We start from the raw sequence: 23,930 nt of genomic DNA on the forward strand, positions 1-23,930 counted from the left end.
GTTTCGACCGGCGAGATAGCAGGATGACCGTTCAGTGAACGCTTGGTTTATCGTCGTTACTCAACGACAAGAGTCTCTGGGTTTCGTTAGCCGCCGATTTGGCGCCAAAGAACATCGAGAGGTAGACCAGTAGCGCGACTAGCAGCATGGACAGGGTGATCGGTGGGCGTACCAGGGGCAAGAACAGCAGAACCAAAAAGTTCGCGATGAGAGCGCTGGTATGAATCGGGCAAGCAAGGAATACGTCGAGTCTGGGTTTAAACATGTATCTCCTCTTCCAAAATCTTTTGCAATCATGGATTCGTAGAGATGCAGAATCGTACATCCCCTTCGAGCTGGATCGCCATTCCGGTGGCAATCCGGGAATCCTTGAAGTCGGGCAGCCGGCAGCGAATAGTAGCATAAAGGCTATGCAGGCCGCGGCGTTGTTGCAAAAGGGGATAATCGAACTGATCGTCAAGCGGTTTTCCTTCTACGCCTTGTTGACGATATGCTGGATATTGATCGCCGCTGCGGGATTGGCGTTCGCCGTTTTTCTCGACATTCAGCGGGAAACCCAGCGGTTTTCCGAGACGTCCGCCCTGATTCAAACGCAATTGGTTTCGCAAACGCGTCGCTATGTTGATGCGACACATGGACTGGCGGCATTCCTCAAGACCGAGGAGCCCATAAATCAGGAGAAGATCACTACCTACGCGCGCCTGATCTCGGACCAGGATGCCGGCATCTACTTCATGGGCACCGTTCCGAAGTTCGACAAGGAGACTTTGGAAGAATTCGTTGCCTTAAGGCTTCATGAGGGTGTCGCTTCTTCGGTACATCTTTTTTCCGATCGTAGGAATCGCCTGATTCGAGTCGCGGCTGTGGGCAAACCGTTCTTGTATGCTCCGAATTCCATTGCGCCGGACGCCGATGAGACGCGACCCTTGTCGGAGACCGATGTCGATTTGGTATCGGTACTCGGAAACGCCTTTCAGCGCGCTCTGAGGTCCGGAGAAATTGCCGCCAGTCGCTCGTTCCTGCTCAATAACGGCGATTGGGGTTATGCGCTCGTGGAGCCGGTAAGTTTAACAGGCGGCGTAAGTTTCGCCGTAGTGATATGCAGGGTGAAGGCTCTTTTCCATCTCCCTTCCGATTCCGTTGCGTTGGCGCTCACCCTGTTCGAGTCGGTGCACGCTGGAGCAAATCCGGGTGACAAGTTGATTCATAAGCAGGCTTCGCCGGCAACGCCCCTCGAATCCAGCTTGTTTCCCAAGCTGCTTTTTCGCAGCTCTTTCGGAGAGCCGGAGAAACACTTATCTCTCGAAATCGAACAACAATTGGGGTGGGCGAATCTTGATTGGAACCGGCTGAACCTGATTTTTGTGGGATCCTTGGCATGTCTCCTCATGTTTTTCAGTGTTGCCAGAATCTATGACCGCTATGAAAAACGTAAACTCGAGGAGGGCAACAGGCTATTTTTGTTGGCCAATTTCGATCCGTTGACCGGACTGCCCAATCGTCAGTTATTCATGGATCGGTTGGATCAATCGCTGGCCGAAGCTCACCGGTCGAGGCGGAAGGTGGCCGTGCTTTACCTCGATTTGGACGGATTTAAACAGGTCAACGACTATTACGGGCATCAGACCGGGGACAAGGTCTTGCAACGCGCCGCCCGCATTTTTCAGCATTCCGTTCGGGAAACGGATACCGTAGGCCGATTGGGAGGAGACGAATTCGTAGTGCTTCTGCAGAATATCGGAGACCGTTCCGGTGCGGAATCCGTGGCCAGGAAAATCAAGAAAGCGTTTTTCCAACCGTCCGTGGACGTCAATGGAACCAATAAGTTGATGCCGGTCTTAGGCGCTAGCGTGGGCATCGCCGTCTATCCTGAAGACGGCTCGACCACCGCCGAATTGCTGAGGGCAGCCGATCAAGCCATGTATCGGGACAAGGCCGTCGGCAAGAGCCAACAGAGTCCCACCCTTGTACTCAAATCTCTGGATTGTCATCCGGCGTCGTGGTGACGATCACTGCTTTTCCAACGCATCCCGTCACAAGTACTTCCGGAGCGGCGTCAGAACGAAAGACTGATCGCCGCGTCCCCGGCGCGGCGCATTGAGCTCGTTTGCGTCCGGCTCCGGCGTTTTTTGGGGTCCATTCAGCTATCGCGATTTATACCGGCGACTTCGTTTCAGAACCGCGCAGGGACAAGCGGGTCCTAATCATTAGGAGCGGAAATCCTCCGATTACTGCTTTAAAGCATTGAATATTCATTGTGGATACGGAGGTCTGTCATGAAAACATCAATCATCATCACCGTGCTCGCATTGCTGGGTTCATCCTGGGCAGCGGCTGAGCAACAGCGAGTTCCGGGAACTCCCAACCCGGATGAAGCGACTGAAAGATCCCTGGACATTACCAACCAGCCGGCCGAGCCGCCGGCCCAGCGCCCGTCCGGCCAGCAGATCGAAAAGGACATACCGGCGACCAAGCATCAGGTCGAGGTCGAACGGGAAATCAAGAGCGAGCGTTTCAAAAAGCTGGACGAGAACCGCGACGGCCTGATTTCCGAAAGCGAAGGTCGCTCCGACAGCAAGTTAATGGAACGTTGGCGCGAAATGGACAGGAATCAGGATGGCCAATTGGATCCGGATGAGTTTTCGAAGTTCGAGCAGAACGAACCAGCCGAATAGCCGGCTGCGTAAATGCGGACTGGCGCATTGTCATTTCCACCTCGAAGACGCTATTGCCGATTCCTTCGGGGGCGCCGCAACTATCCCTGCCGCTTTCAACGGCTCACGGCCGCTCAGAAGGTGATCTTTCCTCGGGTCGCATCGGGTGTCGCTTTCGGCGGCACCCTCATTTCAAGCGGAGCATTGGCTATCCCGTCTTGCCAAGCATGGTCTTACGGAGATAGGCGAACGGTTTTGCCGATTGCGTGAATGACCGAAGCGGCCGGGCCATTGCGGTAAAGCCGAGCGTCTTCAAGATTTCATGCGGGTCGCCTTGTGGAGTTTGAAGCAAGGCTTGATCGAGTCCGTGTATCGCTAAATAGCATGGATCGTCCGGGACGGACCCCAGGCTTAGCGGATTCAAGGTTCGTAGGGCAGGGCCGACCTTGGTCGGTACGCAACCGACAGCAAAACTGTTACGAGGTTCCGATTCAACCAGATCGCGGCTGCCGAGGGCATGATAGTCACCGCGGCCCATCAGCGGTTGACCGGGATATTCGGCATTTGAACAGCAAGACCAGCCGTCCTCCACCGTAAGAATGCAGAAGACCATAATGATCGGCTTTTCACATTCCGAAACGGCCTTTATCACCGGCTCCCCCTGTTCGAATGTCCTTTGTCTGACGATGCAGCGGTCGGTTTCCGTGAAGGAAAAATGCGAGTCAACGTCAAAGGATGTCGGATACTTTGCACCGAACGAGATGCTCGACGGAACGGCCGGCTTAGCGGCGACGACGCCCGACAAAATCGAAACCGCTGCGGCGGCAGCGGCAATGCTGAGGGTTTTCATAGGGTTCTTCCTTGAGATGGTTTCCGTCGCTCGTGTCTCGTTCGGAGTCCCGATCAGCTACCAAATTGTGCGTACAAGAAGATACCCGCATCAATTCGCGGCATAACATAAGTATGCTTCCATAGGTGTACAAACCTATACCGTCGGCTCGACTTACTCGACACCATTAAGTACCAATACGGTAGCGGGAACTGAATAAGCGGCGACTTTCTCGAAGGGGTTAGGTCGCCTGATGTGCCTTGCTGATACGGTTCCAGGCGGAAATTTCCCTCATGCTAAGGAGGCTGCCGACATGGACTATATCGATATTGCTCAGATCGTTGAAGAATGTACGCGAGCCGAAGCGTTGCAACGCCTGAAGGCGTCATTGGCCGAGAACGAACAACAAATTACCGACCCCGAACGGGGGCTGGTGGTTTGTCTCGATTGCGAGGCTCCTATTCCTTTGGAGCGCCTTGCGGCCAATCCCCGCGCGGTACGCTGCATCGATTGCCAACTGGAGTACGACCGCGAGCAGCAGAACGAGGCTCGGTTATATCCGAATTTCGATGACCGGGATAAGTGAGGTCTCGCACTTTGGTCCAGCATCTGTTCGGCGTAATTGCCCGCCGCTTTTGCGAAAACCGGTACGAGACCTGATCGAGTCTACCGTTTGCTCGCGATACGGTTGGTTTCGCCGATTTATTCGTGCTGCTCTGCAAGGCTCTCGCGCATCCAGAGCAGCAATGTAATTTGCCGGGTCGCTTGGTATCCACGCGATACGGCAAAGATGTTTTCAAGGACCAAAATGGACTGAGTGTTATGTTGCCATCCGATTGTAGCGTCCAGCTCATGGACATTGACGATTCGATATCCGCCGAAGACGCCATTTCGGTTCAGTCGCGAAAAGACGAATTTCTCGCGATGCTGGCTCATGAATTGCGCAATCCGTTGGCATCCATCCGTAACGCGGTCGAAGTGTTGCGCCGCTTGGACTTGCAAGAGCCAAGGGCGGAGTGGGCACGGGAGGTGGTGGACCGCCAGGCGGCTCAGTTGTCCCGAATGATCGACGACTTGCTCGACGTATCCAGGATTACCCGAGGGACGATTACGCTTCGCCCGGCCCCGCTCAATCTCGCTGCGATAATCGTTCGGGCCATCGAAGTCAATTTGCCGCTGATCAAGGCCCGTCGGCTCAAGCTCATCGTCGAATCGGGGCCGCTCGATCTCGATCTGGACGGTGATGAGGTGCGCCTTACCCAAGCCTTGGCCAATATTCTCAACAATGCCGCAAAATACAGTAACGAGGAGGGGCGGATTTGGCTCTCGGTGGAGATCGAATCGGGCCAAGCGGCCGTGCACGTCAAGGACGAGGGAATCGGCATACCTCCCGAGCTTTTGTCCCACATTTTCGATCTGTTTACTCAAGGGCCGAGGACATTGGACCGCACGCAAGGCGGCCTGGGGATAGGGCTTTCCGTGGTGCGACGCTTGATCGAAATGCATGGCGGGAAAGTGGAGGTTTCCAGCGAGGGCGAAGGACGCGGCACCGAGTTCGTCGTGTGGCTGCCGCTCCGAGGCGAACAAGGCCTTATTTCCGGTCGCGATCCTCACGATTCTCCGGCGACCTGGTCCCGGCTAAACTTTTTGGCAACGTAGTGATCAACCGCCTGAGGCTATGGTTGCTTTCCTAAGCTCAAGCCGGACGTTGTCCGGCTTTTTTCGTCGTTCGATCGCGGGTTAAAGCCCGCTCCCACTCATAATTCCATTCGGCATTCGAGTGAACACTCATCGTAGGGTGGGTTAGCCCTTCGACAGGCTCAGGACGGGCCCCTCGGCTCCGCTCGGGACAGGCCCTTCGACAAGCCTGTCCTGAGCATCGTCGAAGGGCTCAGGACAGGCTCCGCGTAACCCATCGATTCAAGGTCGCTCGATGGGTTTCGCTTCGCTCTACCCATCCTACAAGAATGAATTCCTCGGAAAGCGATTTGGAATAAGGCGCCTGCAATCAATCCATACGCGCCAACGGAAACGACGATAAGAAATGCCGCGGCGTCAAGCCATGCGGCTGATCGGCTTTAGTCCGAGGCGCCTGGCAAGGCGATGCAGATTGCCCCGGTCCAGTCCCAGGCGGCGAGCCGTTTCCGACCAATTGAAACGGCACTCGTCCAGCGTCTTGAGGATCAACTGCCGCTGAAAATCGTCCACCGCACGTGCAAGCGATATCGGGTTCGTTCCGAACGCCAAGCCGGTCTTGGCATCCACGCTCCAGTGGATTTCAGAGCCGATGTCCAAATCTTCGGGTTGCAAGGTCAACGAACGTCCCCGGTCCGCCGAGGCGCGCAGAGCGGCGCGGAGAACGACGTGCTCGAGTTCCCGTACGTTGCCGGGCCATGAATAGGCCCTCAGGGCTTCGATGGTCGCGGGCGCCAGGTTGGCGCGGTCCAAGCCCAGGCGCGTCCGCGCCTGATCCAGGAAATATCCGGCCAGCGGTGCAATATCCGTGAGCCGTTCCCGCAGCGGCGGTACGTTCAAAGGGTACACGCTGAGCCGATGATAGAGGTCGGCTCGGAACCGCCCCGCCTTCACCTCTTCGTCGAGCTGCCGATTGGTTGCGGCGATGATGCGGACGTCGGCCCGGTGGCTCTTGTCCGAGCCGAGCCGCTGGATCTCGCCGAATTGCAGGGCACGCAGCAGCTTCGCTTGGATAGCCAGGGGCAGTTCGCCGACTTCGTCCAGAAACAAAGTGCCTCCCTCCGCCAACTCGAATTTGCCGGCCCGATCGGTATGGGCGCCGGTGAAAGCGCCGCGGACATGTCCGAACAGTTCGCTTTCGGCCAAGGACTCCGGCAGCGCGGCGCAGTTCACGTACACCAGGGGTTGGTCGGCCCGCAGCGATTGCGCGTGTATGACGCGAGCGACCACCTCCTTGCCCACCCCGGTTTCTCCCATCACCAGGACCGTCAGATCGGATCGGGCTACGATACCGATGTTGCGCCTCAGTTCCTGCAGCGCGGGGCTGTCGCCGAGTATCTGCCCGCGGCGCTGTAGGGCCTCGTTGACCAGTTCGCTGGTCACCAGTTCGCGGTGTCTAGCCAATCTTTCGAGCGCACTGATAAAGGATTCGTGACGCAGCGCCACCGTCGCGATGGCGGCAAAGGTCTGGAATATGTGGTCGTCTATGCCGTCGAATACGCCGGGTTTTAACGCATCCGCCGAGAGCACTCCGAGCAGGGTGTTCTCGTTATAAAGGCTACAGCCGATACAGGAATGGACGGGCAATCGGCCTCCGGCATCATTCAGCAATAGCGAATCGTAAGGATCGGGCCTAGGGTCGTCGGCCTCGAATCGGATCGGTGTTCTCGAACCGAGGATCGCCGCCAGCCGGGGATGTTGCTCCGGGGCGAATTGGCGTCCCATGACCTCGGGCGAAAGGCCCCGCGTCGCCACGGGCACGAGTACCCCGTCTTGGAAGCGCAACAGGGCGCAAGCGTGATTTCCCGTGACTTTGGCGAAAATTTCGAGAAATCCCTCGAGGCGCTCTTTCATCGAAAGATTCGCCGTCAGGCTCAAGACCGCTTCGCGAATCGCGCTCTCGGTCGTTCTTATCTTCGAGCGTTCGTTCATATTTCAAAGGTTCGTAGTCGAACATTCCCATAGAGGCGTAGTCGAATTAACCACAGTGCTGTCATAGTGACAGCAATGAGTTCTTGTGGCAATTGGCGCGTTATTTCCGAATGCACGGTTATTAACCCTGCCTCTAAATTAGGCCGGGTTAATCCGGGGCAGGGATGCCCAGGCGCGGCGACAAGCCGCGTAAGCCCAGGCCGGGCGTGTGCCGGGCCTGGGCGGCGGCCCGAAATACCAGAAGGGTATTTACGGGCCTGATTAATGGATTCGAAGCTTTGTTGGAGGGTTGAAGGTCAGGCCGGGTTGTTGTTTGTTGTCGAGTCGATGTCATTATGACGACATTGGCCGGTGTTTCTTTGAAATGTTTTTTGAATTCAATCACCTGCGTTGTGGCATTAGGGTTGCTAAGGATGGGGCACGGGTGCCCGGCGCATCGGACATGTCTACGTCGGAAAGCGACGAATAGCTTGTTCGAAGCGATGTCCGGGTTCTTTATCTCGCACTGGATTCCATGGGACTGGGGTACCTCCCAAATATGAAACGTTATAGCTTGTTGCTGTTTTTGCTGGTTGCACTGAACGCTTGTCTCGCTCCTCCGATCAAGCCGCCTGCCGACCGGTCGGGCAGCTTGCAGTCGATCCTCGTGATTCCGGTGGAACCGCCGCCCCTCGAAGTGATGCCGGACCTCATCGAATCCCGGCTGCCCATTTATCGGCAAAACGATACCGTTCCTTACGATCTGTTTCTGGAAAGGAAGATTTACCGGAATCCCGGCGGAGTACTGATCGCCGGACTGGTAAGCCACAATGATATCGTGCCGGAACCGTCTCTCCCGCGAATCGCGTCCGTGGCAGACAATCCTGAGCTGGCTCCGGTCGCCTCGCTGGCGGAGAACTGGGCCCCCACGCTGGTGTTGGCGCGGGAAGCGGCCGAGATGTTGACCGCCGGGGGATTCAAAGCCGTTTCCGCCGAGCAGTACTACCCGTTGCCGATCGCCCCCGGCAACCGCACCGCAAATCTCGCCTACTGGCATAACGCCATCCGGCAGTGGTACAACGGCGACACCTCGTCCGTCGATTATCGGTCCCACGCCAAAGAGCGGGTGGATGCCGTGCTGGAGGTGGGAATCGGGACCTACAGGATTTTCGAGTCGCAGACGCCCTTGCAGGTGCTGGTCAAGCTGATTGACCCCGCCACCGGGCAAGTCATCGGAAGAGCCGATGCCGATGCGTATCCGGTGGCCGGAGCGGCACCCAATCTTCTCGACCACGAAGCGGAAAAGTTCAAGCAGCTCGTGACCGATGTCGGCGCGAAGCTCGTTCGCCGCGGCTTGGCCGACTTGGGGCTGCCGGCGCCGCGGCAAGCCCGGTCCGATCAGCAGAGCATCGAAGCCGCTTCGGCGGCTATGGCGAGCAGCCGCTCCGAATGACAAGGGCGGCTGCGCTTCATGCTCATCGCCTGCCCTCTGGAAAAGGCGGCGCCGGCGGATGGCCGCTGCGCCGCCCGGCTGACTGCGGTCAAGGCGTCGATTAGGTGACCGTTTTCTTCCCCAGACGCCTTCGCGGCTGGCGCTTCACTCTGTTCAACATCGCGCTCGGCTTGGGGCACATGGTCGTGCTTTTCAACGCCGGCTCTTATATCGCGCTGATGCCGCATGTCGCGGGCGACCTGGGAGGAGTATCGCCGAGCCTCGGCACCTGGGCCCAGACCGATTTCATGATCGCTCTGGCCTTGGCGTTTCCCATCGCCCGCTGGCTGTCCGGGCGTTTCGGCGATTACCGCTTGTTCGCTACGGCCTTTGTGATCTATGCAGCGGCCTCTTATTTCTGCGCCATCAGCGAAACTTTGCGGCTGTTCCTGCCGGCGCGCATCGTTCTCGGCTTTGCCGGCGGCGTTACGCTGCCAATCGGACAAGCCCTGTTGCTGAAAGAGTATCCCGCTCGGCTCAAATCGGTGGGGCTTGGGATATGGGGGTTGTTCACCCTGATGCCGTTTACGATCGGATTTCCCATCGGCGGCTGGCTGGCCGACGAAATCGGGTGGCGTTATCTGTTTTATCTCAACATCCCCGTCGCCCTGGCCATTGCCGGCGTAACCGGTTCATTACTTTATGGGCGGGGATTCCAGCGGCGCTACACCCGTTTCGATTTCGCCGGCTTTATCCTGTTGGCTCTGATCTTCGGCGGCGTGCAAACCATTCTGAATATGGGCAACGATTTCGACTGGTTCGATTCGCCCTTTCTGCGCGGCGTACTGATCGCCGTTGTCGTAGCGCTGCCTTGTTTCGTCATCTGGGAACTGGGAGAGCGGCACCCTGCGATGGACATCCGGCTGTTTACCCATCGCAACTTCACGATTGGCATCATTTGCCTTGTCCTAGGTTTCTTGGCGATCCAGGGACTGCTGTCGCTGTTCATCGTCCAGCTCCAATTGCTGCTGGGATACTCGTCATTTCTTGCCGGCCTCTTGTTCCTGGTGATGATCTTTTTGGCGGCGCCGGCGATCGCCGTCATGCACGAGCTTATCAAGGGCGTCGATGCGCGGGTGTTCGCCTGCCTCAACCTGCTGGGCTTGGCGTTCACCCTGTCCTGGATCGGGCTCTTCGACGATCCGGGATCGTTCGATCAGATCGTTTGGCCCATGCTGCTCCTCGGCTTTTTTCTGGGTTCGTTCTTCACGCCGCTGACCGCCATCGCCCTTCACGGGCTGACGCCGAGCCAAATGATGCGCGCCGCGGAAGAGGCAGCAGCGCTGAGAATCGCCGCGGGTGCGCTCGGCATTACCTTGCAGGGCGTCATGCTGTTTCGGCGCAGCCCCTTTCATCAGCTTCATCTGGCCGATCAATTCGGGGGGCGCCGGTTTCCGTCGCTGGACTTGCTGCCGCGGCTCTCGTCGCGTCTGGAGACTGCCGGCCTCGATCCCGGCATCGTACAGGGCAAGCTTCTGGCCCTCATCAGACAGCAGGCCGCCATTCTGGCGGTCAACGATGCCTTCTTGATGGCGGGATATCTCTTTCTCGGGCTGGCCGGGCTGGTGTGGCTGGCCCATCCCACTCACAGGCCGCTGCGTCCGAGTCCGGCGGAGGACCTGAGGGAAACCAAGGCCGAGGAACTGATGGAGCAACCATGAATCGCCGATCTGCCTATCGTCGCCTGATTGCTGGTCTTAGCGTCCTGTTTCTGATCGCAGGCTGCGCCTGGATTCCGTCCGGCGGGCAGCGTGCCGAATTTGCCGACGCCCCGGGCATTACCCAGAAACTGTCCGAAGCCCGCGACGGTGAGCTTCTGGGGGTACGGAATTCGTGGCCACAGGAGAGCTGGTGGCGGCAGTTCGGCAGCTCCGAGCTGAACCACCTGATGGACATGGCGCTCAAGGATAACCCAGGTCTCAAGGTGGCTGCCGCCCGGCTGCGCGAGGCGGAAGGCTTTGCCCGCGTGGAGGGGGCGAGACTGCTGCCGTTCCTGGATGCGGAGGCGGAGGTCGCAACGGCGCGGTTTTCCGAGTACAGCTTCAATGTCGCCCTTAGGGGAGCGCATACCGTCTCGGCGTTGATCAATCCCTTGAGCCTCCGCTACGAATTCGATTTCTGGGGAAAAAATCGGGCGGCATTGGAAGCGGCTCTGGGCGAAGCGGCAGCCGAAGACGCGGAACAGGCCGAAGTCAGGCTGCAATTGACCGCCGCGATAGCGAGGTGTTACTTCCGAGGGGTCGCGCTGCGGCAGCAGCTCGATCTCGCTGATGACATGGTGGAATTGCGGCGTAATTTGCTCCAACTGGCCGAAACGCGTTACGAGCTGGGGCTGGACTCCGCGGATCCGGTCAAACAGGCCGAATCCGAGCTGGAAGCGACCGGCAAGCGCCGAGCCATTACCCGCGACTACCTGGACTTGCAGCGGAACTTGCTTGCCCGCTTGATCGGCCGCGGTCCTGATGCGACACAGCACCTGTTTAATCGCAGCGTGACGCTGCCCGAAAAAATTCCGCTGCCCACAAAGCTTCCGCTGGAACTGCTCGCCCACCGTCCGGACCTCGCTGCCGCACTGCACCGGGCCGAGGCGGCGGCGCAACGGATCAAGGTAGCCAGAGCCAGTTTTTACCCGACGGTCGATTTGACCGCGTTCGTCGGCTTGAACGCCCTTCGCATGACCAAGGGTGCGAGCTCCCTCGCCAATATCCTTTTTTCGGGTAACAGCTTCGCCTATGGCGTCGCGCCTGGCCTCAGGCTCCCCATCTTCGAAGGCGGGCGGCTGCGCGGCCAGCTGTCGGTGCAAAGGGCGGAATACGACGAAGCCGTGGAGCTCTACAACAAGACCCTGCTGCAAGCGGTGCAGGAAGTCGCCGACAGTCTCAGCAGTTGGCGCGACACCCGGGCCATCGTCGAAGCGCACAACCGCCTGCTGGCTTCGCAGCGGGAAGCCCTCGATCTGGCTCAAGAGCGGCTTCGCAGCGGCCTGGACGATCGCCGGACGATGCTGGCGCGCCGGCATTCCGTTCTGGATCAGGAATTCACGCTCAAGACCCTGGAAACCGATCAGCTCGTTGCCATGACCGATCTCATCGAGGCATTGGGCGGCGGATACGCCAACGGTCTCGACGACACCCGCCTCCGACCGATTTCAGATTGAGAGGGCTCCTGCCGAAACATGGACCAAGCCTAGGCGCTATTCTGTCGAGCCCAAAGACAGTCTCTTCCACTCGATTCAAAATAATTCCAAAAACTCGAACAGGCATCTATGAAGATTCATCCGAAGGCGATCCGCGCGCGGCGCAACCGTCGTCTTTTGCTGGTGGCGCTGGCCGTGCTCGCGTGCGCTCTGGCCGCGGCCATCTACTGGTGGGTGCATGGCCGTTTCCGGGTCGAGACCGACAATGCCTTCGTCGCCGGCAATCTGATTCCGGTCGAAGCGGATGCGACCGGCATCGTCACCCAGGTCCTGGCCGAGGAAACCCAGTTCGTGAACAAGGGCGACCTGCTGGTCCGGCTCGACGAACACCGCGCCCATGCCGCCCTGGGGCAAAGCGAGGGTGACCTGGGGCGGACCGTGCGCGGGATCGGCGCGCTGTTCGCGACGCGCCAGCAACTCTGCCAGAAACTGGACGCGCGCTCGGCCCAGCTCGCCCGGGTGCGCCACGACGTCATTCGCTTCCGTCAGGCGTTTCCCAGCGGTTCGGTTTCGGAGCAAGTCCTGCAAAACGCCGAGGATCAGATGACGGCCCTCGAAGCGGAACTGCGGGAGGTCGGCGCGGAACTCCAGTCCATCGAGGCGCGGGTCGGGGGAACCAGTCGCACCGAACACCCCGAAGTGGAGGCCGCCAAGCACCGCTTCGTCAACGCTTACCTCGATTTCGTCCGACAGCGCATCCGGGCGCCCGTTTCGGGTTATGTGGCGAAACGCAAAGCTCAGGTCGGGGATCGGGTCCATCCCGGAGATCCGCTGCTCATGGTGGTGCCGCTGGACCATCTCTGGGTGGAGGCGAACCTCCGGGAGACCGAGCTGCGCAAAGTGCGGCCCGGCCAGTCGGCCGAGGTGATCGTCGATCTGTACGGACGGCGCCGTGTCTATCACGGCACGGTCGAAGGCCTGGTGCCCGGCACCGGCAGCGTGTTCGCCCTGTTGCCGCCGGACAATGCGACCGGCAATTTCATCCACATCGTCCAGCGGGTGCCGGTGCGCATCGCCCTGCGCAAGGACGAGATCCTGAAACGGCCCATCCGCCCCGGATTGTCCACGGTGACGTCCATCCATATCGATGAACCCGGCCGGCCGCTGGACACCTCGCTAGCGGAAGTTACCGCTCCGGCGTATGAAACCGATATTTTCAGAGACGAGCTTGCCTCCGCGGAACTCAGGGCGCAGGAAATCATCACGGCCAACGTGGTGCCGCAAGACGATTCCTTGGAGTCTTCCTGCAGCCGGTCCGGCGCACCGCTTCATGCCACGCAAACCCCGCCTCGGCGGAGATAATCCTAGAAACGGCAGTTGACCGCTTGGATGGAGTAGAAACGCCTCATGGATTCTGACCGTCGTCCCTCCTACCGATTTCACCGCTTGGGTGAAGCCGCTACGTGCACTCGAGCACGCCCAACTGCCGTTTCCAGGATAATCGGAGCGGTAACTCATGGTGTTCCAGGCCGTTTCAACGGTGCCGCTCACCGAGGGTGGCGCGAAGGCGGGTGGGGTCAATGCCGCCGCCATGGCCCTTGATGCCCCGGCCGCGATCGTCGGCGATCGGGCTGTTCGCGATCTGCATCGATGCAAAACGCGCCGAAATGCCGTCTCCGCGATTACCGAAAACGCGAGTATTCGTGAGAACCAGCATTGGCGGACACTCCAAGCCCGTGGTATCGCTTATCGGAGAAATTCCGGTTTTGCCCTGTTGAAGCGTTACGTTGTACAGCATGACGCTGGGCGGTACCGAATAAAAGCCATCGCCGCATGCCACACGGAGCGATAGCAGATCGAAGACGGGCGTATTCGGGGCGTCCGAGAGTGTAATCGAATGGCCGTTGCCGTCTATCGTTATGCGCGTTTGAACACAGGGATCCGGGTAGTAACGGCAGTCGCTCGCCACCACGGGCAATGCTTCCGTCAGGACGACGTCGCCGGTGAGTTCGATGGTGTCGTCTTCGGAGCCCGCGGGACAGCCGCCGGTCCGGGTATTGAATATCGCCGCCGTAATGGCATCGGCCAGAGTGCAAGCCGTGCTTTTATCGGCGCTTCCGCCTACGGTAAAAACCGTCGCCTCGGCAGATTCGGCCGCCAAGGCGGAAGCTAGCGGCAATAAGACCCGTAGATATTGGCAAAGCGTTGAGCTGAAGATGAAAGCTGGCATGCCCTTTCCTCCTTGTTCGACATGAGTCGTGCACAATCCCGAGATCATCGGTAACTGCGGAAGTCTGCATTCGGCCTCTGATGCCTTCAATGTCATTTAACAATGTAGAAGGCGGCGGAATCGGCTCGCTCGGCCCGACTTGATCCCGAATATTGCCGCGCGGGACGGAGCTTTTGCGGGATCGAGAGACATGGAGTCCGCCAACGGAAGCATCGTCGTGAGCCGAAAAACGCTCATGCCCGTTAGGGCGGCTCGCCGGTCAGGCGTTCGGATAATGTTTTACGAAGTGTTTCGACCGGTTTTCGTACCCGTTCGCCATGTAGAAGCGGTGGGCGTCTGTGCGCAGGTCGCTGCTGGTCAACTCGACCCGGGTGCATCCCCGCCCGATGAAGAAGTCGTCCGCTGCGCGCAGCAATTCGGCGCCTATGCCTCGTCGTCGCATGCTTTGGTCGACCACGAGAGCGGAAATGCGTCCCCATTTTCCGATTTCGTGGAGCGGACTAACGACGTGCAGAACGATCGTTCCGACCACCTCCGCGCCGATTTCGCCCACCAGCGCCAGATCAGAATCCGATCCGTCATAGGCGAGGAGTCTCGCCCGAAGTTCGCCGACGTCGATAACGTAGCCCAGTTGCCGGAAAAGGCGGATCAGCCGTTCACAATCCGAGGATGCCGCGGGGCGCACCTTCATGAGCAGCCTCCCAGAGGAGAATCGGCTCCGGCTTCGTTCGGCATTACCGGCGCGGACGATCAAGCTTCCCGGCTGAGATGCGCCAGCGCGTGCGCATGGGATTCCCAGTTTTGGCCGTCGAAGGGCTCGATGACCAGTTCCTTGGGCTTCGGACTAAGGCAGCGGACGTTCACGTCGTAGCCGTCCGGGTTCGATCTAGGGATATAGAAGGGCTTTATGCCGCAGGTCTTGCAGAACAGGTGCTTGGCGACGCCAGTGTTGAAGGTGTAGACAACGAGGTTCTCCTCACCCTTTATCAGCCTGAATTGCGATTTGGGGACGATGAGGTGCAGGAAGCCGGACTTGGAGCAAATCGAGCAATTGCAGTCCTGGCAGACAACGCGCTCGGGGGCCTCGACCTCGAATTGGACCGCTTCGCAATGGCAACTACCGCGGTAGAGCATGGTTTCCGTCTCATGAAAAAGAATGCCGATATTGCGGACCGTCATGACCGACTGTAAGCGGCATGTGTTATTAACCCAGCCTATAAATATAGGCCGGGTTAATCCGGGGCAGGGATGCCCCGGCGCGGCGACAAGCCGCGTGAGCCCAGGCCGGGCGTGTACCGGCCTGGGCGGCGGCCCGAAATACCAGGAGGGTATTTACGGGCCTGATTAATAACGATCCGGAGGAACATGATAATGCTCGGGGCGATTGAAGCCTAGCGAGGCTATCGAGGACGCGAATGATGGCACGGCCAGGGGCTCTTTCCGATTCCTACGCAACTCGCGATGTTCTTCCATAAGTACCGGCCGTTTCAATCCAAAAGCTCGTTCAGCCGCCGTTCGAGAAACCGCCGCTCCGGTTCCTGCCGTGTCAGGCTAAGCGCCCGCTCGTAAGCGGCGCGGGCTTCCGCCGTTCGTTCCAGCCGGCGGCACAGGTCGGCGCGAGCCGCATGCGCCAGGTGGTAGTCCTCTAAATCGCCTCGGGCGAGAATGCCGTCCACGAGCGTGAGGCCTGCCTCGGGCCCGTCGTACATCGCCACCGCCACGGCGCGGTTCAGTTCCACCACCGGCGACGGCTCGATTCGCAACAGCACGTTATATAGCCCGACGATCTGCGCCCAGTCGGTCTCGCCGGCGCTCGGCGCTTCGGCATGCACGGCCGCGATCGCCGCCTGCAGCGTGTACGGGCCGAACCGTCGCGACGACAGCGCCCGTTCCACCAGCGCCAGCCCTTGCGCAATCTGGTCCCGGTTCCAAAGCGCGCGGTCCTGCTCGTCCAGCAGTATCAGTTCGCCGCCGGGCGAGGTGCGCGCGGCACGGCGCGATTCGTGCAGCAGCATCAGCGCCAGGAGCCCCTGCGCTTCGGGTTCGGGCAGCAGTTCGATCAGCAACCGCCCGAGACGGATCGCTTCCTCCGAGAGATCGTGTCTTGTCAGCGAGCCGCCCAGCGAGGCGGAGTAGCCCTCGTTGAACACCAGATAAACAACACGCAGCACGGCGTCCAAGCGCTCCGGCAGATCTTCGCGTGTCGGCACCTGATAGGGAATGCGGGCGTCGCGGATTTTCGCCTTGGCGCGCACGATACGTTGAGCCAGTGTGGACGGGGCGGTGAGGAAAGCGCGAGCAATTTCTTCGGTGGTGAGGCCGCACACCTCGCGCAGCGTGAGCGCGACCTGCGCGTCCGGCGACAAGGCAGGATGGCAGCAGGTGAAAATCAGCCGCAGCCGGTCGTCTTCGACGCTCTCGTCGTCCCATGCCGCCGGATCGCCGAGCCCGTCCGCTACCCGTTCGGCGAGCGCCATCAGCGATGCCCCGCCGTTCCCGATATCCGCGGGGTCCCGTCCCTCCGAATCATCGGTGCCGAGCCGTTCGGCGGCATCCGGCGGCAAGTCGACGAACCGTGCACGCCGGCGCAGGTTGTCGATGGCCTTGAAGCGGCCGGTGGATACCAGCCAAGCCCGCGGATTGGCTGGCATGCCTTCCTGCGGCCATTGCTCCAGCGCCGCCCGAAAGGCATCGTGCAGCGCTTCTTCGGCGAGATCGAAGTCGCCGAGCAAACGCACCAGGGTAGCGAACACGCGGCGCGAATCGGAACGGTAGATGGCGTCTACCGTCTCACGCACCCGTTCTGCAGCGTTCTCGTTTGACGACGACATCTGTCGCTCTAGGCGTCGCTTTGCTTGAACATTGCCTCGGCACGCCTATTGATTTCCTCTGGGGTAAGCTCTTCCTTGCGGGTCGCGAGAAACCAGACGTGCCCAAAAGGATCTTCCAGCGTGCCGGTGCGGTCGCCGTAAAATTGGTCTTGCACCGGCCTGACGGCTTTCGCTCCGGCGTCGACGGCGCGGGCGAACAGAGTATCCACGTCTTCCACGTACACATGAAGACCGACCGACGAGCCGCCCAGCGCTTGAGGGCTGCGTAACGGACTCGCTTCGCACGAATCGGCCAGCATGACGGTCGAGTCGCCGATTCTGATCTCGGCGTGTCCGATTTCGCCGCCGGGCGCCACCAGACGAAAAAGCTCCACAGCGCCGAATGCCCGTTTGTAAAATTCGATGGCCTCGGCCGCACCCTTGATGCCCAGGTACGGTGTCACGCTGTGGTATCCGTCGGGGATCGCTTTAACCGTCATCTCCTTGCTCCTTCCAAGTAAAAGATCACTCACGACATGGGCGACCCAGCGCTCCGTGCGAACCGCTGGCATCGGTTTCCAAGCGCCTGTTATATCGCTTGATGGATATCTCGCGCCTAGAAAGTGGCGAGCCGACGCCGGGCGAACTCAATCCGCCGGCGCCGTCTCAGGCTTGGGACGCGTAACGGCAGCCGTTTCCGTCAAGGTGAGCGTATGTTGTCGTACGTCGGCGGGCCACTTCGCGACAGCCTGATGTAATCGGTCTTGATCGCCGGCAAACAAGGCCCGTATGGCTTCTTCGAAGCCGGGCTCGTTTCCGGCCATCGCATTCATGAATCGATACGCGGCTTCTCGCGCCTGACGGACTTGATCGTCCTGTCTGTTCGCGCGCATGGCCTGTTCGACGAGCTTTCGCAACGCCACGGAGGCGCCTCCGGGCTGGGAGGTCAGCCACTCCCAATGCCTGGGCAGCAAGGTGACTTCGCGGGCCGTGACACCGAGCTTCGGTCGTCCGGCGGTTCGCGGTGCGCTCGCCGAGGTGTCCGCGACCGGCTCGGTCTGGTTGCCCTGCGCGTGCGACAGCCGATCGAGAACCGCGGACACGGAGCCGCGGAGGTCCAGCTCTACGGGCGCGCTGGTGACGGCGTCGAAGATCAAGACGATGTCTTGGCTATCCGTATCGACGAAAGACTTCACCTTCGCGGCCACGTCACGGGGCGGACCCAGCGCGATGCGTTTGGCTCCTGCAAACGCGATCCATGTCGGTTGTGGATTAGTGTTCATAAGGCGACCTCGTTTGAAAATAACGAAGTCAATTTTATCCGGGTAAAAAATAATGTCAATATTACACGGGTAAAAGTCGTGCTTACGGGTGTTCGCCTTGGACCGCCCGACAATCCAAGCTCGGTTGCCGGTCTGGTACAGGGGCGGCTTTGTTCACGACGCGTGATCTTCGCAAGTCATCCATCGTTCCCGGCGGCGGGCGAGGAGCGGGGTGAACTGGCGGATCATCTCGGAGTCCTTGTATTTTTCCCGGACGGCGTCCGCATCCGCCCGATTTCGCCAGTTGGCGAGAGCGATGATATGTCCCGGATCATCCTGATCGATGAAAATCTGACGCGAGATGTAACCGTCGAAGCTTCGCATGTCCGACCATACTTGGCGCGTCAGCCGGAGTCCTTCTCGTTCCGTACCGGGTTTCAGCCAAGTATCCCAAATGACTGTGATCATCCTCTGATGTTGTCTATACAACGAAACTCGCACACCGCGCATCGACGGTTAGGGGCGTGGTACCGGCGCCGAACTTGGCGGGAGTCCGTCACGCCGTACCGTCTCCTGTGGTCAGCCCGACAAAGCCAAGCGCGCTCAGCGTCTTGGAATCCTCAGCGATGGGCCGTATCTCGACGCATCCGATCTTGGCCCCGGGAATCATCGAGGCGACCTCGATCGCCTCATCAATATCCTTGGCTTCGATGACGTAGTAACCGCCGAGCTGCTCCTTGGTTTCCGCGTAGGGTCCATCGGTCGCCGAGACTTTGCCGTTCCGCACCCGGATCGTGGTCGCGGCAGCGGGCGGAAGCAGCCGATTGCACCCGACGAAGTGGCCGCTTTTCCGGATACCGTCGGTAAACTCGCGGTACTCTTCCAGGTGCTTCTCCGCATCGGCTTCGGGCATTTGCTCCATCACCGTTTCGGCACAAATCAAACACAGGTACTTCATCACGTTTTCCTATTCAAGACTTACTCCGCCGCGTCGACGAGCCGACCGGGACGGCGGCTCTGCGCAACATTTACTTTTCCGCGATGGCTTTCAAGCTGGCGAGGCCGGCCTCGAAGTCCTTGCCGATCATCTTGTCCATGCTGATGAAGAGTCCTATGAGTTTTGAAATGTAAGGGCTGGGGCCTTGCATGGACCAGGTGGTCCGGGTGACGTCGCCCTGCGGTTCTAGCGTGAACTCGACGATGTTGTGGGCTTCGAAAGGCTTGATGAAGTCGAGTTTCATGGTGATCTTGGAGGGGGGAAACGACTCCGTGATCTCGAGGCGTCCCTGGCCGATATCCGTGTTGCCGTCCCATTCGTACGCCGCGCCCTTGCCGTCGGCCGCGCCGGTATAAGTCCGTTTCATCGCCGGGTCCTTTTTTTCGAACGGCGACCACTCGTTCATCTTGCGCAAGTTATTAATAAGCATGAAGATTTTTTCCGGCGGCGCGTTGATGCTGGTCGAGCGCTGGACGCGGAAAGTGTTGGGTCTGGTCGCGGCATAGATGAGGACCGCGGCGATCAGAAGGGTAGCTACGACGGCAATGTTCTTGAACATAGATTTTTCCAGTGCGGTGTCGGACGCAAGAAGGGACTGTCAGGGACCCGGCGGGAGACGATACGCGGCTAGTTCTCCGTACCGATCCCGAGTTTGCGACAGCGTTCGATCGCCTCACCCGGTTCGAAGTCGTCCAGCTCGAACAACTGGCGGACCTCGATCTCGCCTTCCCTGCCGTCACCGGCTGGATTAGGGAAGCGCTTGGTCCATTCCAACGCCTCTTCCTTGGATTTCACCCGGATAATGGTGTAGCCGGCGATCAACTCCTTGGTTTCGGCAAAGGGTCCGTCCACCACCGAACGCTTCTCGCCGGAGTACTCGATGCGCCAACCCTTCGCGCTCGGCTGGAGCCCGGAGCCATCGATCAGTGTGCCGGCTTTTGCCAGTTCCTCGTGGTATGCCGCCATCTCGGCAATGAGGTCCTCGGTCGGCATGACGCCCGCCTCGGAGTCTTTGGTGGCTTTGACGATGATCATGAATCGCATGGGTGTTTGTCCTGTTCAGTTTCAATTGAGGAGCTCGGCTTCCGGACGGCCTGGACCGGCGGAAGCCGAGCTCCTGGGTTGGCTCTATTCCGCACTCTCTACGATGATCATCCACGCCACGCCGAAACGGTCGGTGACCATGCCGAAGCACGGCGAAAAGAAGGTTTTGCCCAACGGCATCTGCACCTGTCCGCCTTCGGCCAGCGCGGCGAACAGGCGATCGGCCTCCGCTTCGTTCGGCGCCGAGAGCGATAGCGAAATGCCCTGGAAGTTCGGCTGCCCCTGGCAGAAACCGTCGGAAGCATGCACCGTACTCTCGCCGATACGGAAGCTCGAATGCATGACTTTTTCCTCGGCTCCGGGCGGGAGCGGGCACTGATGGGGCTCAGGGCTTTCCTTGAAACGCATCAGCATCATTACTTCGGCGCCGAGCGCGCGGCGGTAGAAATCGAGCGCCTCCTCGCAGCGGCCTTCGAAGAACAAATAGGGTTGGATATGCATGGTATCTCCTTTTCTCGGTTGAGGTATTAAGACGCCTACGGGGTCAGCTTCGCCAGTTGTGCCTGAAGGCGGTCGAAATTCTGTTCGTTCGCTTCGACGCACACCGCCCGGACCTTGTCGCATTCCGCGGCGCTTTCGAAGAGCATCCGCCATTCGAGCCGGGTTCCCCCGGCCTCCTCCGTGAAGGTGACCGTCATCTGAAACCGCGGACCTGACACATGCTGGAACACAATGCGCTCGGGCTCGACGACCTCGAGAAAGACGCTCTCGTTCGGATAATCGACCCCGTCGGGACCGTGCATGACAAAACGCCAGACGCCGCCCGGCCGCAGGTCGAATTCGTGAAAAGTGTTGGTAAAACCCTTCGGCCCCCACCACGCGGCCAATTGGGCGGGATCGCGCCACGCCTTCAACAAGCGCTCGCGCGGTACATCGAACACTCGCGAGCTGACAATTTCACGGTCGGCAGCGCTTGTCGGGGTGGAATCGGTCATATGGATTTTTTCTCCTCTTATCGATTGATGAAAAAAACAGTCGTCATCCAAGATCGAACGGGGCGGCTGTCGTCATGGGATCGGGCTAAAGGTCGAGCGTGAATACGGCTTTGCCGGTAGGCGGATCGAAGGGGAGGGAGCAATGCTCGTGCACGATCCGCCAGCTGCCCTTTTTCCGCTCATAGCCGGCCGTGAGCCGCATCCAGGTTTGCATTGCCGGATGGTCCTTTTCTTCCCCGGTGAAGCGGAACAGCCAGTGGGCGAGCGCCAGGTCTCCACTTACGAAGATGTCGAGGTCCCGCGTTTCTATGGCGAAAGAGTCCGGGAAGCACGGCAAGCACTCTTCCCAAATACGGCGGTAGTCCTCTGCGCCTTTGGTTTGGAACGGAGGTTTGCAATCGTAGAAAACGACATCAGGCGCGTAGCGGGACATGATTCGGCCCACGTCCTTGGCGCAGACGGCATCCATCTGATCGGCGATGAGTTGTCTAATCTGGGCTTCGTCGTAGGCTTGGATGGTTTCGGTTGCCATGGTGGTGGATCCTTATCGGTTGGTTTTCGGCGAACAGATGGAAAACGCCCAACTGCCGCTAGGTGGTCGAATGAGGAACCGCGAAATCGACATCACCGAAGTCCTCTCCCTCGGCATGCCAGTCCAGCACCCGTTAGGCCCGGCCATGGAGCGGTCCAGGGACGTTACCGTCGACCGGAGCAGTTTTCTCATGGCTGTGTTACGGCGTGAGGTCGAGCAAGGCGCGGCCGCTCTCGATATCGAAGGGCGCCGAAAAATGCTCGTGCACGATCTTCCATTGTCCGTTCAGCCTGCGGTAGCAGGCAGTCATCCGCATCCATCCGACTTTTTCTTCGCCGTTTTCTCCCGTTCCGCCGCACCGGTTGAGAGCATGGCAGAACGCCACGTCATTGCCTGCCACGATGCTCAGGTCGTGAATTTCGAAGATCATCGGGCCGGGACACAGGGCAAGGCAGGCTTCCCAGTGTTGTCGGTACGCGTCCACGCCCTTGAATTGCAATTGCGATACGGCATCGAATGCGAGGATGTCCGGGGCGTAGTGGGAAACGATTGCGTCCATGTTTCCGTCCAGCACGGCTTTCAGCCAGCTGTTCACCAGGTTTCGGATCTCGGTTTCGGTCGTTTCAGTTTTCATGGCTTTTCTCCCGTAGATGGATGGGTTGAGTCGGGCTTCACCGAAGTGGGGGGTACATGAGCTCCCTTTCACCCAGCGTATTTGTCATGGTGGCGCCACCATCCATACGGTGGAGTTTGCGGCCATCCGTCCGGAGAGTCTTCCCAATCCTCCTGCCGGCCGAAGGGTGTCAAGTCGAGGTAGCTCCAATGACTGCCGAGGTACTCGGCGCCACGTCCGGCCGTGAAGTAGGTTTGAAAGATGTTTCCTCCCTCGCGGAGGAAGACGCTCACGCCGAACGTTTCGCCCTGCTCGGTGGTGACGCCGAAGTCCCGGTTGAAGTCGCTTCCGAAAGAGGAATACCAGGGCACGTCCCAGCCCATGCGTTTCCTGAACGGCTCGATCTTGGCCAGCGGCGCGCGGGAGACGAGGACCCGCGAGGTGTCGCGGGCGTGAAGATGGGCGGGGTGGCCCATGCTGTCGACCACCCATGAACAGCCGACGCAACCCTCGTCCCGATTTGGGTCGAACATGAAATGGTAGACGATGAGCTGGCGGCGGCCCTCGAACAAATCGGGCAGATTCAACTGGCCGTCCGGTCCTTCGAAGACATAAGCCTTGTCGATCTTCACCATCGGCAGCCGGCGGCGTTCGGCATTCAGCGCGTCACGCGCCCGGGTGAGTTCTTTTTCCTTGATGAGCAGTTCCTCGCGTGCGGCGAGCCACTCGGCCTTGGATACGATTTTCGGTAGATAAATAGGGTGATTCATGGTGACCTCTCTCTGCGATCGCATGGTATTCGCGTCGGGCGGCGTCACGGGGCTCCGCCGTAGCGGCTTTCCACGTTCAGCACTGGCTCGATGGGGCGGACCTCGATGCTGCCAAGGCGCGCCGACGGCCACCTCGATGCGATCCGGACCGCCTCGTTCAGATCGGCGGCTTCGATCAGAAAGAAACCGCCCAGTTGCTCCTTGGTTTCGGCGAAAGGACCGTCCGTCACCGATAGTCCGCCGCTCCGAACCCGTACCGTCGCGGCGGTTCGAACGCTCTTGAGGGCGTGAGTGACGATCAGGTGGCCGCTTTCGCGAAGCTCCTCGACATAGGCGAGCGTCTCGCGCCGCAGGGCATCCCACTCGCTTGCGGACAAAGCGTTAAGTTTTTCTTCCGCTTCGTACGCCAGACACAGATATTTCATGGCTTTCTCTTTTGTTGAATTTCACGGGCGGGATGGACCGTATTCGTCCTACGGCTTCAACTCCCGGATCGGACGCACCTCGATGCTGCCCACGCGCGCCGGCGGGATCTTCGCGGCGATCTGGATAGCCTCGTTGAGATCCCGTGCATCGATCAGGTAGAACCCGGCCAGTTGTTCTTTCGTTTCGGCAAATGGGCCATCGGTGACCGACACCTTGCCGCCGCGGACCCGTACGGTCGTGGCGGTCTGAACCGATTCCAGGGGTTCTCCGCCAAGCAGATGCCCGCTCTCGCGGAGCGAATTGGCGTAGGCCAGGCATTCGGCATCTTTCGGACTTTCGGGGAGGCTGTGCAGCTTTTCTTCCTCGCTGTAAACCAGGCACAGGTATTTCATGGCTTCCTCCATATCGTGATGAAAAGGCTGTAGGCGCTGGATAGTCGTTTGGGGAGGCGCCGATTCGACACTTGATCGTGAAATCGGGAAAAATTTTTCCGGCGCTTTCCGAAAACGCAGAGAAGCGACCGTGGCTTCAGCG

Annotated in this window: 28 protein-coding genes; 8 read left to right on the plus strand and 20 right to left on the minus strand. The window is 59.6% G+C overall.

What is annotated here, in order from left to right; translation table 11 throughout:
• Positions 1-31: 31 nt before the first annotated feature.
• A complete protein-coding gene (locus ACR2TX_RS08760; RefSeq protein WP_077728672.1) occupies positions 32-265 on the minus strand; it encodes a hypothetical protein in 234 nt (77 codons plus the stop codon).
• Between the two features lie 145 nt (positions 266-410).
• On the opposite strand from ACR2TX_RS08760, the gene ACR2TX_RS08765 reads away from it, so the two are divergent.
• A complete protein-coding gene (locus ACR2TX_RS08765; RefSeq protein ID WP_168175340.1) occupies positions 411-2,006 on the plus strand; it encodes a GGDEF domain-containing protein in 1,596 nt (531 codons plus the stop codon).
• A gap of 270 nt (positions 2,007-2,276) precedes the next feature.
• Positions 2,277-2,675: a hypothetical protein gene (locus ACR2TX_RS08770; RefSeq protein ID WP_077728674.1), complete on the plus strand. Its 399-nt coding sequence runs from the start codon at positions 2,277-2,279 to the stop codon at positions 2,673-2,675.
• Between the two features lie 187 nt (positions 2,676-2,862).
• On the opposite strand, the gene ACR2TX_RS08775 is transcribed toward ACR2TX_RS08770, so the two are convergent.
• Complete coding sequence (locus ACR2TX_RS08775; protein WP_077728675.1) at positions 2,863-3,504, minus strand: hypothetical protein; 642 nt, start codon at positions 3,502-3,504, stop codon at positions 2,863-2,865.
• Positions 3,505-3,796: 292 nt separating this feature from the next.
• Here ACR2TX_RS08775 and ACR2TX_RS08780 point away from each other — a divergent pair, with 292 nt between their 5' ends.
• Positions 3,797-4,069 carry a TraR/DksA C4-type zinc finger protein gene (locus ACR2TX_RS08780; RefSeq protein WP_166642682.1) on the plus strand — a complete coding sequence of 91 codons (273 nt, stop codon included), beginning with the start codon at positions 3,797-3,799 and terminating at the stop codon, positions 4,067-4,069.
• Between the two features lie 236 nt (positions 4,070-4,305).
• Positions 4,306-5,142 (plus strand): sensor histidine kinase, encoded by an 837-nt coding sequence (locus tag ACR2TX_RS08785; protein ID WP_077728677.1) that lies wholly within the window; start codon positions 4,306-4,308, stop codon positions 5,140-5,142.
• A gap of 396 nt (positions 5,143-5,538) precedes the next feature.
• Here the strand turns inward: ACR2TX_RS08785 and norR are convergent, their stop codons facing one another.
• A complete protein-coding gene (norR, locus tag ACR2TX_RS08790) occupies positions 5,539-7,110 on the minus strand; it encodes a nitric oxide reductase transcriptional regulator NorR (RefSeq protein WP_077728678.1) in 1,572 nt (523 codons plus the stop codon).
• A gap of 538 nt (positions 7,111-7,648) precedes the next feature.
• On the opposite strand from norR, the gene ACR2TX_RS08795 reads away from it, so the two are divergent.
• The 4 genes from ACR2TX_RS08795 to ACR2TX_RS08810 all read left to right on the plus strand — a co-directional run bounded on the left by ACR2TX_RS08795 (position 7,649) and on the right by ACR2TX_RS08810 (position 13,079).
• Entirely contained in the window at positions 7,649-8,542 is an 894-nt protein-coding gene (locus ACR2TX_RS08795) for a hypothetical protein (protein WP_077728679.1), read from the plus strand.
• 104 nt (positions 8,543-8,646) lie between these two features.
• On the plus strand, positions 8,647-10,242 hold the full coding sequence (locus tag ACR2TX_RS08800; protein ID WP_077728680.1) for a DHA2 family efflux MFS transporter permease subunit: 1,596 nt from the start codon (positions 8,647-8,649) through the stop codon (positions 10,240-10,242).
• Complete coding sequence (locus ACR2TX_RS08805) at positions 10,239-11,738, plus strand: efflux transporter outer membrane subunit (RefSeq protein ID WP_077728681.1); 1,500 nt, start codon at positions 10,239-10,241, stop codon at positions 11,736-11,738. The genes ACR2TX_RS08800 and ACR2TX_RS08805 overlap by 4 nt, the downstream gene beginning before the upstream one ends.
• 108 nt (positions 11,739-11,846) lie before the next feature.
• On the plus strand, positions 11,847-13,079 hold the full coding sequence (locus tag ACR2TX_RS08810; protein ID WP_077728682.1) for an HlyD family efflux transporter periplasmic adaptor subunit: 1,233 nt from the start codon (positions 11,847-11,849) through the stop codon (positions 13,077-13,079).
• A 172-nt stretch (positions 13,080-13,251) separates the two neighbouring features.
• On the opposite strand, the gene ACR2TX_RS08815 is transcribed toward ACR2TX_RS08810, so the two are convergent.
• From ACR2TX_RS08815 to ACR2TX_RS08895, 17 genes are all read right to left on the minus strand, one after another.
• Positions 13,252-13,947 (minus strand): hypothetical protein, encoded by a 696-nt coding sequence (locus ACR2TX_RS08815; RefSeq protein ID WP_434131843.1) that lies wholly within the window; start codon positions 13,945-13,947, stop codon positions 13,252-13,254.
• Positions 13,948-14,206: 259 nt separating this feature from the next.
• Positions 14,207-14,638, minus strand: coding sequence for a GNAT family N-acetyltransferase (locus tag ACR2TX_RS08820; protein ID WP_086134020.1), 432 nt, complete (start codon positions 14,636-14,638; stop codon positions 14,207-14,209).
• Between the two features lie 59 nt (positions 14,639-14,697).
• The gene (locus ACR2TX_RS08825) at positions 14,698-15,081 is read right to left on the minus strand and encodes a GFA family protein (RefSeq protein WP_077728748.1); all 384 of its coding nucleotides are present in this window, start codon (positions 15,079-15,081) and stop codon (positions 14,698-14,700) included.
• A gap of 353 nt (positions 15,082-15,434) precedes the next feature.
• Positions 15,435-16,778, minus strand: coding sequence for an RNA polymerase sigma factor (locus ACR2TX_RS08830; RefSeq protein ID WP_086134021.1), 1,344 nt, complete (start codon positions 16,776-16,778; stop codon positions 15,435-15,437).
• An 8-nt stretch (positions 16,779-16,786) separates the two neighbouring features.
• Entirely contained in the window at positions 16,787-17,257 is a 471-nt protein-coding gene (locus ACR2TX_RS08835; protein ID WP_077728686.1) for a VOC family protein, read from the minus strand.
• Between the two features lie 147 nt (positions 17,258-17,404).
• Complete coding sequence (locus ACR2TX_RS08840; RefSeq protein ID WP_077728687.1) at positions 17,405-18,040, minus strand: DUF2239 family protein; 636 nt, start codon at positions 18,038-18,040, stop codon at positions 17,405-17,407.
• Between the two features lie 153 nt (positions 18,041-18,193).
• Positions 18,194-18,487, minus strand: a complete 294-nt coding sequence (locus ACR2TX_RS08845) for a putative quinol monooxygenase (protein ID WP_434131844.1) — start codon at positions 18,485-18,487, stop codon at positions 18,194-18,196.
• A gap of 88 nt (positions 18,488-18,575) precedes the next feature.
• Positions 18,576-18,977 carry a YciI family protein gene (locus tag ACR2TX_RS08850; RefSeq protein WP_133718811.1) on the minus strand — a complete coding sequence of 134 codons (402 nt, stop codon included), beginning with the start codon at positions 18,975-18,977 and terminating at the stop codon, positions 18,576-18,578.
• Between the two features lie 70 nt (positions 18,978-19,047).
• Entirely contained in the window at positions 19,048-19,575 is a 528-nt protein-coding gene (locus tag ACR2TX_RS08855; RefSeq protein ID WP_077728690.1) for an SRPBCC family protein, read from the minus strand.
• 68 nt (positions 19,576-19,643) lie between these two features.
• Complete coding sequence (locus ACR2TX_RS08860; RefSeq protein ID WP_086134026.1) at positions 19,644-20,060, minus strand: YciI family protein; 417 nt, start codon at positions 20,058-20,060, stop codon at positions 19,644-19,646.
• Positions 20,061-20,144: 84 nt separating this feature from the next.
• Positions 20,145-20,561 carry a VOC family protein gene (locus tag ACR2TX_RS08865; protein ID WP_086134027.1) on the minus strand — a complete coding sequence of 139 codons (417 nt, stop codon included), beginning with the start codon at positions 20,559-20,561 and terminating at the stop codon, positions 20,145-20,147.
• A gap of 35 nt (positions 20,562-20,596) precedes the next feature.
• Positions 20,597-21,055, minus strand: coding sequence for an SRPBCC family protein (locus tag ACR2TX_RS08870; protein WP_077728693.1), 459 nt, complete (start codon positions 21,053-21,055; stop codon positions 20,597-20,599).
• Positions 21,056-21,140: 85 nt separating this feature from the next.
• Entirely contained in the window at positions 21,141-21,587 is a 447-nt protein-coding gene (locus ACR2TX_RS08875) for a YybH family protein (RefSeq protein ID WP_086134028.1), read from the minus strand.
• Positions 21,588-21,786: 199 nt separating this feature from the next.
• A complete protein-coding gene (locus ACR2TX_RS08880) occupies positions 21,787-22,221 on the minus strand; it encodes a YybH family protein (protein WP_086134029.1) in 435 nt (144 codons plus the stop codon).
• Between the two features lie 68 nt (positions 22,222-22,289).
• The gene (locus ACR2TX_RS08885) at positions 22,290-22,958 is read right to left on the minus strand and encodes a DUF899 domain-containing protein (protein ID WP_168175343.1); all 669 of its coding nucleotides are present in this window, start codon (positions 22,956-22,958) and stop codon (positions 22,290-22,292) included.
• A gap of 56 nt (positions 22,959-23,014) precedes the next feature.
• Complete coding sequence (locus ACR2TX_RS08890; protein ID WP_077728696.1) at positions 23,015-23,395, minus strand: YciI family protein; 381 nt, start codon at positions 23,393-23,395, stop codon at positions 23,015-23,017.
• Positions 23,396-23,443: 48 nt separating this feature from the next.
• Positions 23,444-23,788, minus strand: a complete 345-nt coding sequence (locus ACR2TX_RS08895; protein WP_077728697.1) for a YciI family protein — start codon at positions 23,786-23,788, stop codon at positions 23,444-23,446.
• Positions 23,789-23,930 lie beyond the last annotated feature (142 nt).

Origin of the sequence: Methylocaldum sp. GT1BB (assembly GCF_051027545.1) — a bacterium.
Lineage (GTDB): Bacteria > Pseudomonadota > Gammaproteobacteria > Methylococcales > Methylococcaceae > Methylocaldum.

What these genes read in the sequence shown, in the direction of transcription:
- ACR2TX_RS08815 (WP_434131843.1), bottom strand. Translation starts at nt 13,947, where the DNA reads ATGCCAGCTTTCATCTTCAGCTCAACGCTTTGCCAATATCTACGGGTC.
- ACR2TX_RS08895 (WP_077728697.1), bottom strand. Translation starts at nt 23,788, where the DNA reads ATGAAATACCTGTGCCTGGTTTACAGCGAGGAAGAAAAGCTGCACAGC.
- ACR2TX_RS08850 (WP_133718811.1), bottom strand. Translation starts at nt 18,977, where the DNA reads ATGAAGTACCTGTGTTTGATTTGTGCCGAAACGGTGATGGAGCAAATG.
- ACR2TX_RS08810 (WP_077728682.1), top strand. Translation starts at nt 11,847, where the DNA reads ATGAAGATTCATCCGAAGGCGATCCGCGCGCGGCGCAACCGTCGTCTT.
- ACR2TX_RS08865 (WP_086134027.1), bottom strand. Translation starts at nt 20,561, where the DNA reads ATGCATATCCAACCCTATTTGTTCTTCGAAGGCCGCTGCGAGGAGGCG.
- ACR2TX_RS08890 (WP_077728696.1), bottom strand. Translation starts at nt 23,395, where the DNA reads ATGAAATATCTGTGTCTGGCGTACGAAGCGGAAGAAAAACTTAACGCT.
- ACR2TX_RS08820 (WP_086134020.1), bottom strand. Translation starts at nt 14,638, where the DNA reads ATGAAGGTGCGCCCCGCGGCATCCTCGGATTGTGAACGGCTGATCCGC.
- ACR2TX_RS08805 (WP_077728681.1), top strand. Translation starts at nt 10,239, where the DNA reads ATGAATCGCCGATCTGCCTATCGTCGCCTGATTGCTGGTCTTAGCGTC.
- ACR2TX_RS08770 (WP_077728674.1), top strand. Translation starts at nt 2,277, where the DNA reads ATGAAAACATCAATCATCATCACCGTGCTCGCATTGCTGGGTTCATCC.
- ACR2TX_RS08835 (WP_077728686.1), bottom strand. Translation starts at nt 17,257, where the DNA reads ATGACGGTTAAAGCGATCCCCGACGGATACCACAGCGTGACACCGTAC.
- ACR2TX_RS08870 (WP_077728693.1), bottom strand. Translation starts at nt 21,055, where the DNA reads ATGACCGATTCCACCCCGACAAGCGCTGCCGACCGTGAAATTGTCAGC.
- ACR2TX_RS08825 (WP_077728748.1), bottom strand. Translation starts at nt 15,081, where the DNA reads ATGCTCTACCGCGGTAGTTGCCATTGCGAAGCGGTCCAATTCGAGGTC.
- ACR2TX_RS08860 (WP_086134026.1), bottom strand. Translation starts at nt 20,060, where the DNA reads ATGCGATTCATGATCATCGTCAAAGCCACCAAAGACTCCGAGGCGGGC.
- ACR2TX_RS08830 (WP_086134021.1), bottom strand. Translation starts at nt 16,778, where the DNA reads ATGTCGTCGTCAAACGAGAACGCTGCAGAACGGGTGCGTGAGACGGTA.
- ACR2TX_RS08775 (WP_077728675.1), bottom strand. Translation starts at nt 3,504, where the DNA reads ATGAAAACCCTCAGCATTGCCGCTGCCGCCGCAGCGGTTTCGATTTTG.
- ACR2TX_RS08880 (WP_086134029.1), bottom strand. Translation starts at nt 22,221, where the DNA reads ATGAAAACTGAAACGACCGAAACCGAGATCCGAAACCTGGTGAACAGC.
- norR (WP_077728678.1), bottom strand. Translation starts at nt 7,110, where the DNA reads ATGAACGAACGCTCGAAGATAAGAACGACCGAGAGCGCGATTCGCGAA.
- ACR2TX_RS08840 (WP_077728687.1), bottom strand. Translation starts at nt 18,040, where the DNA reads ATGAACACTAATCCACAACCGACATGGATCGCGTTTGCAGGAGCCAAA.
- ACR2TX_RS08855 (WP_077728690.1), bottom strand. Translation starts at nt 19,575, where the DNA reads ATGTTCAAGAACATTGCCGTCGTAGCTACCCTTCTGATCGCCGCGGTC.
- ACR2TX_RS08765 (WP_168175340.1), top strand. Translation starts at nt 411, where the DNA reads ATGCAGGCCGCGGCGTTGTTGCAAAAGGGGATAATCGAACTGATCGTC.
- ACR2TX_RS08845 (WP_434131844.1), bottom strand. Translation starts at nt 18,487, where the DNA reads ATGATCACAGTCATTTGGGATACTTGGCTGAAACCCGGTACGGAACGA.
- ACR2TX_RS08760 (WP_077728672.1), bottom strand. Translation starts at nt 265, where the DNA reads ATGTTTAAACCCAGACTCGACGTATTCCTTGCTTGCCCGATTCATACC.
- ACR2TX_RS08875 (WP_086134028.1), bottom strand. Translation starts at nt 21,587, where the DNA reads ATGGCAACCGAAACCATCCAAGCCTACGACGAAGCCCAGATTAGACAA.
- ACR2TX_RS08780 (WP_166642682.1), top strand. Translation starts at nt 3,797, where the DNA reads ATGGACTATATCGATATTGCTCAGATCGTTGAAGAATGTACGCGAGCC.
- ACR2TX_RS08785 (WP_077728677.1), top strand. Translation starts at nt 4,306, where the DNA reads ATGTTGCCATCCGATTGTAGCGTCCAGCTCATGGACATTGACGATTCG.
- ACR2TX_RS08795 (WP_077728679.1), top strand. Translation starts at nt 7,649, where the DNA reads ATGAAACGTTATAGCTTGTTGCTGTTTTTGCTGGTTGCACTGAACGCT.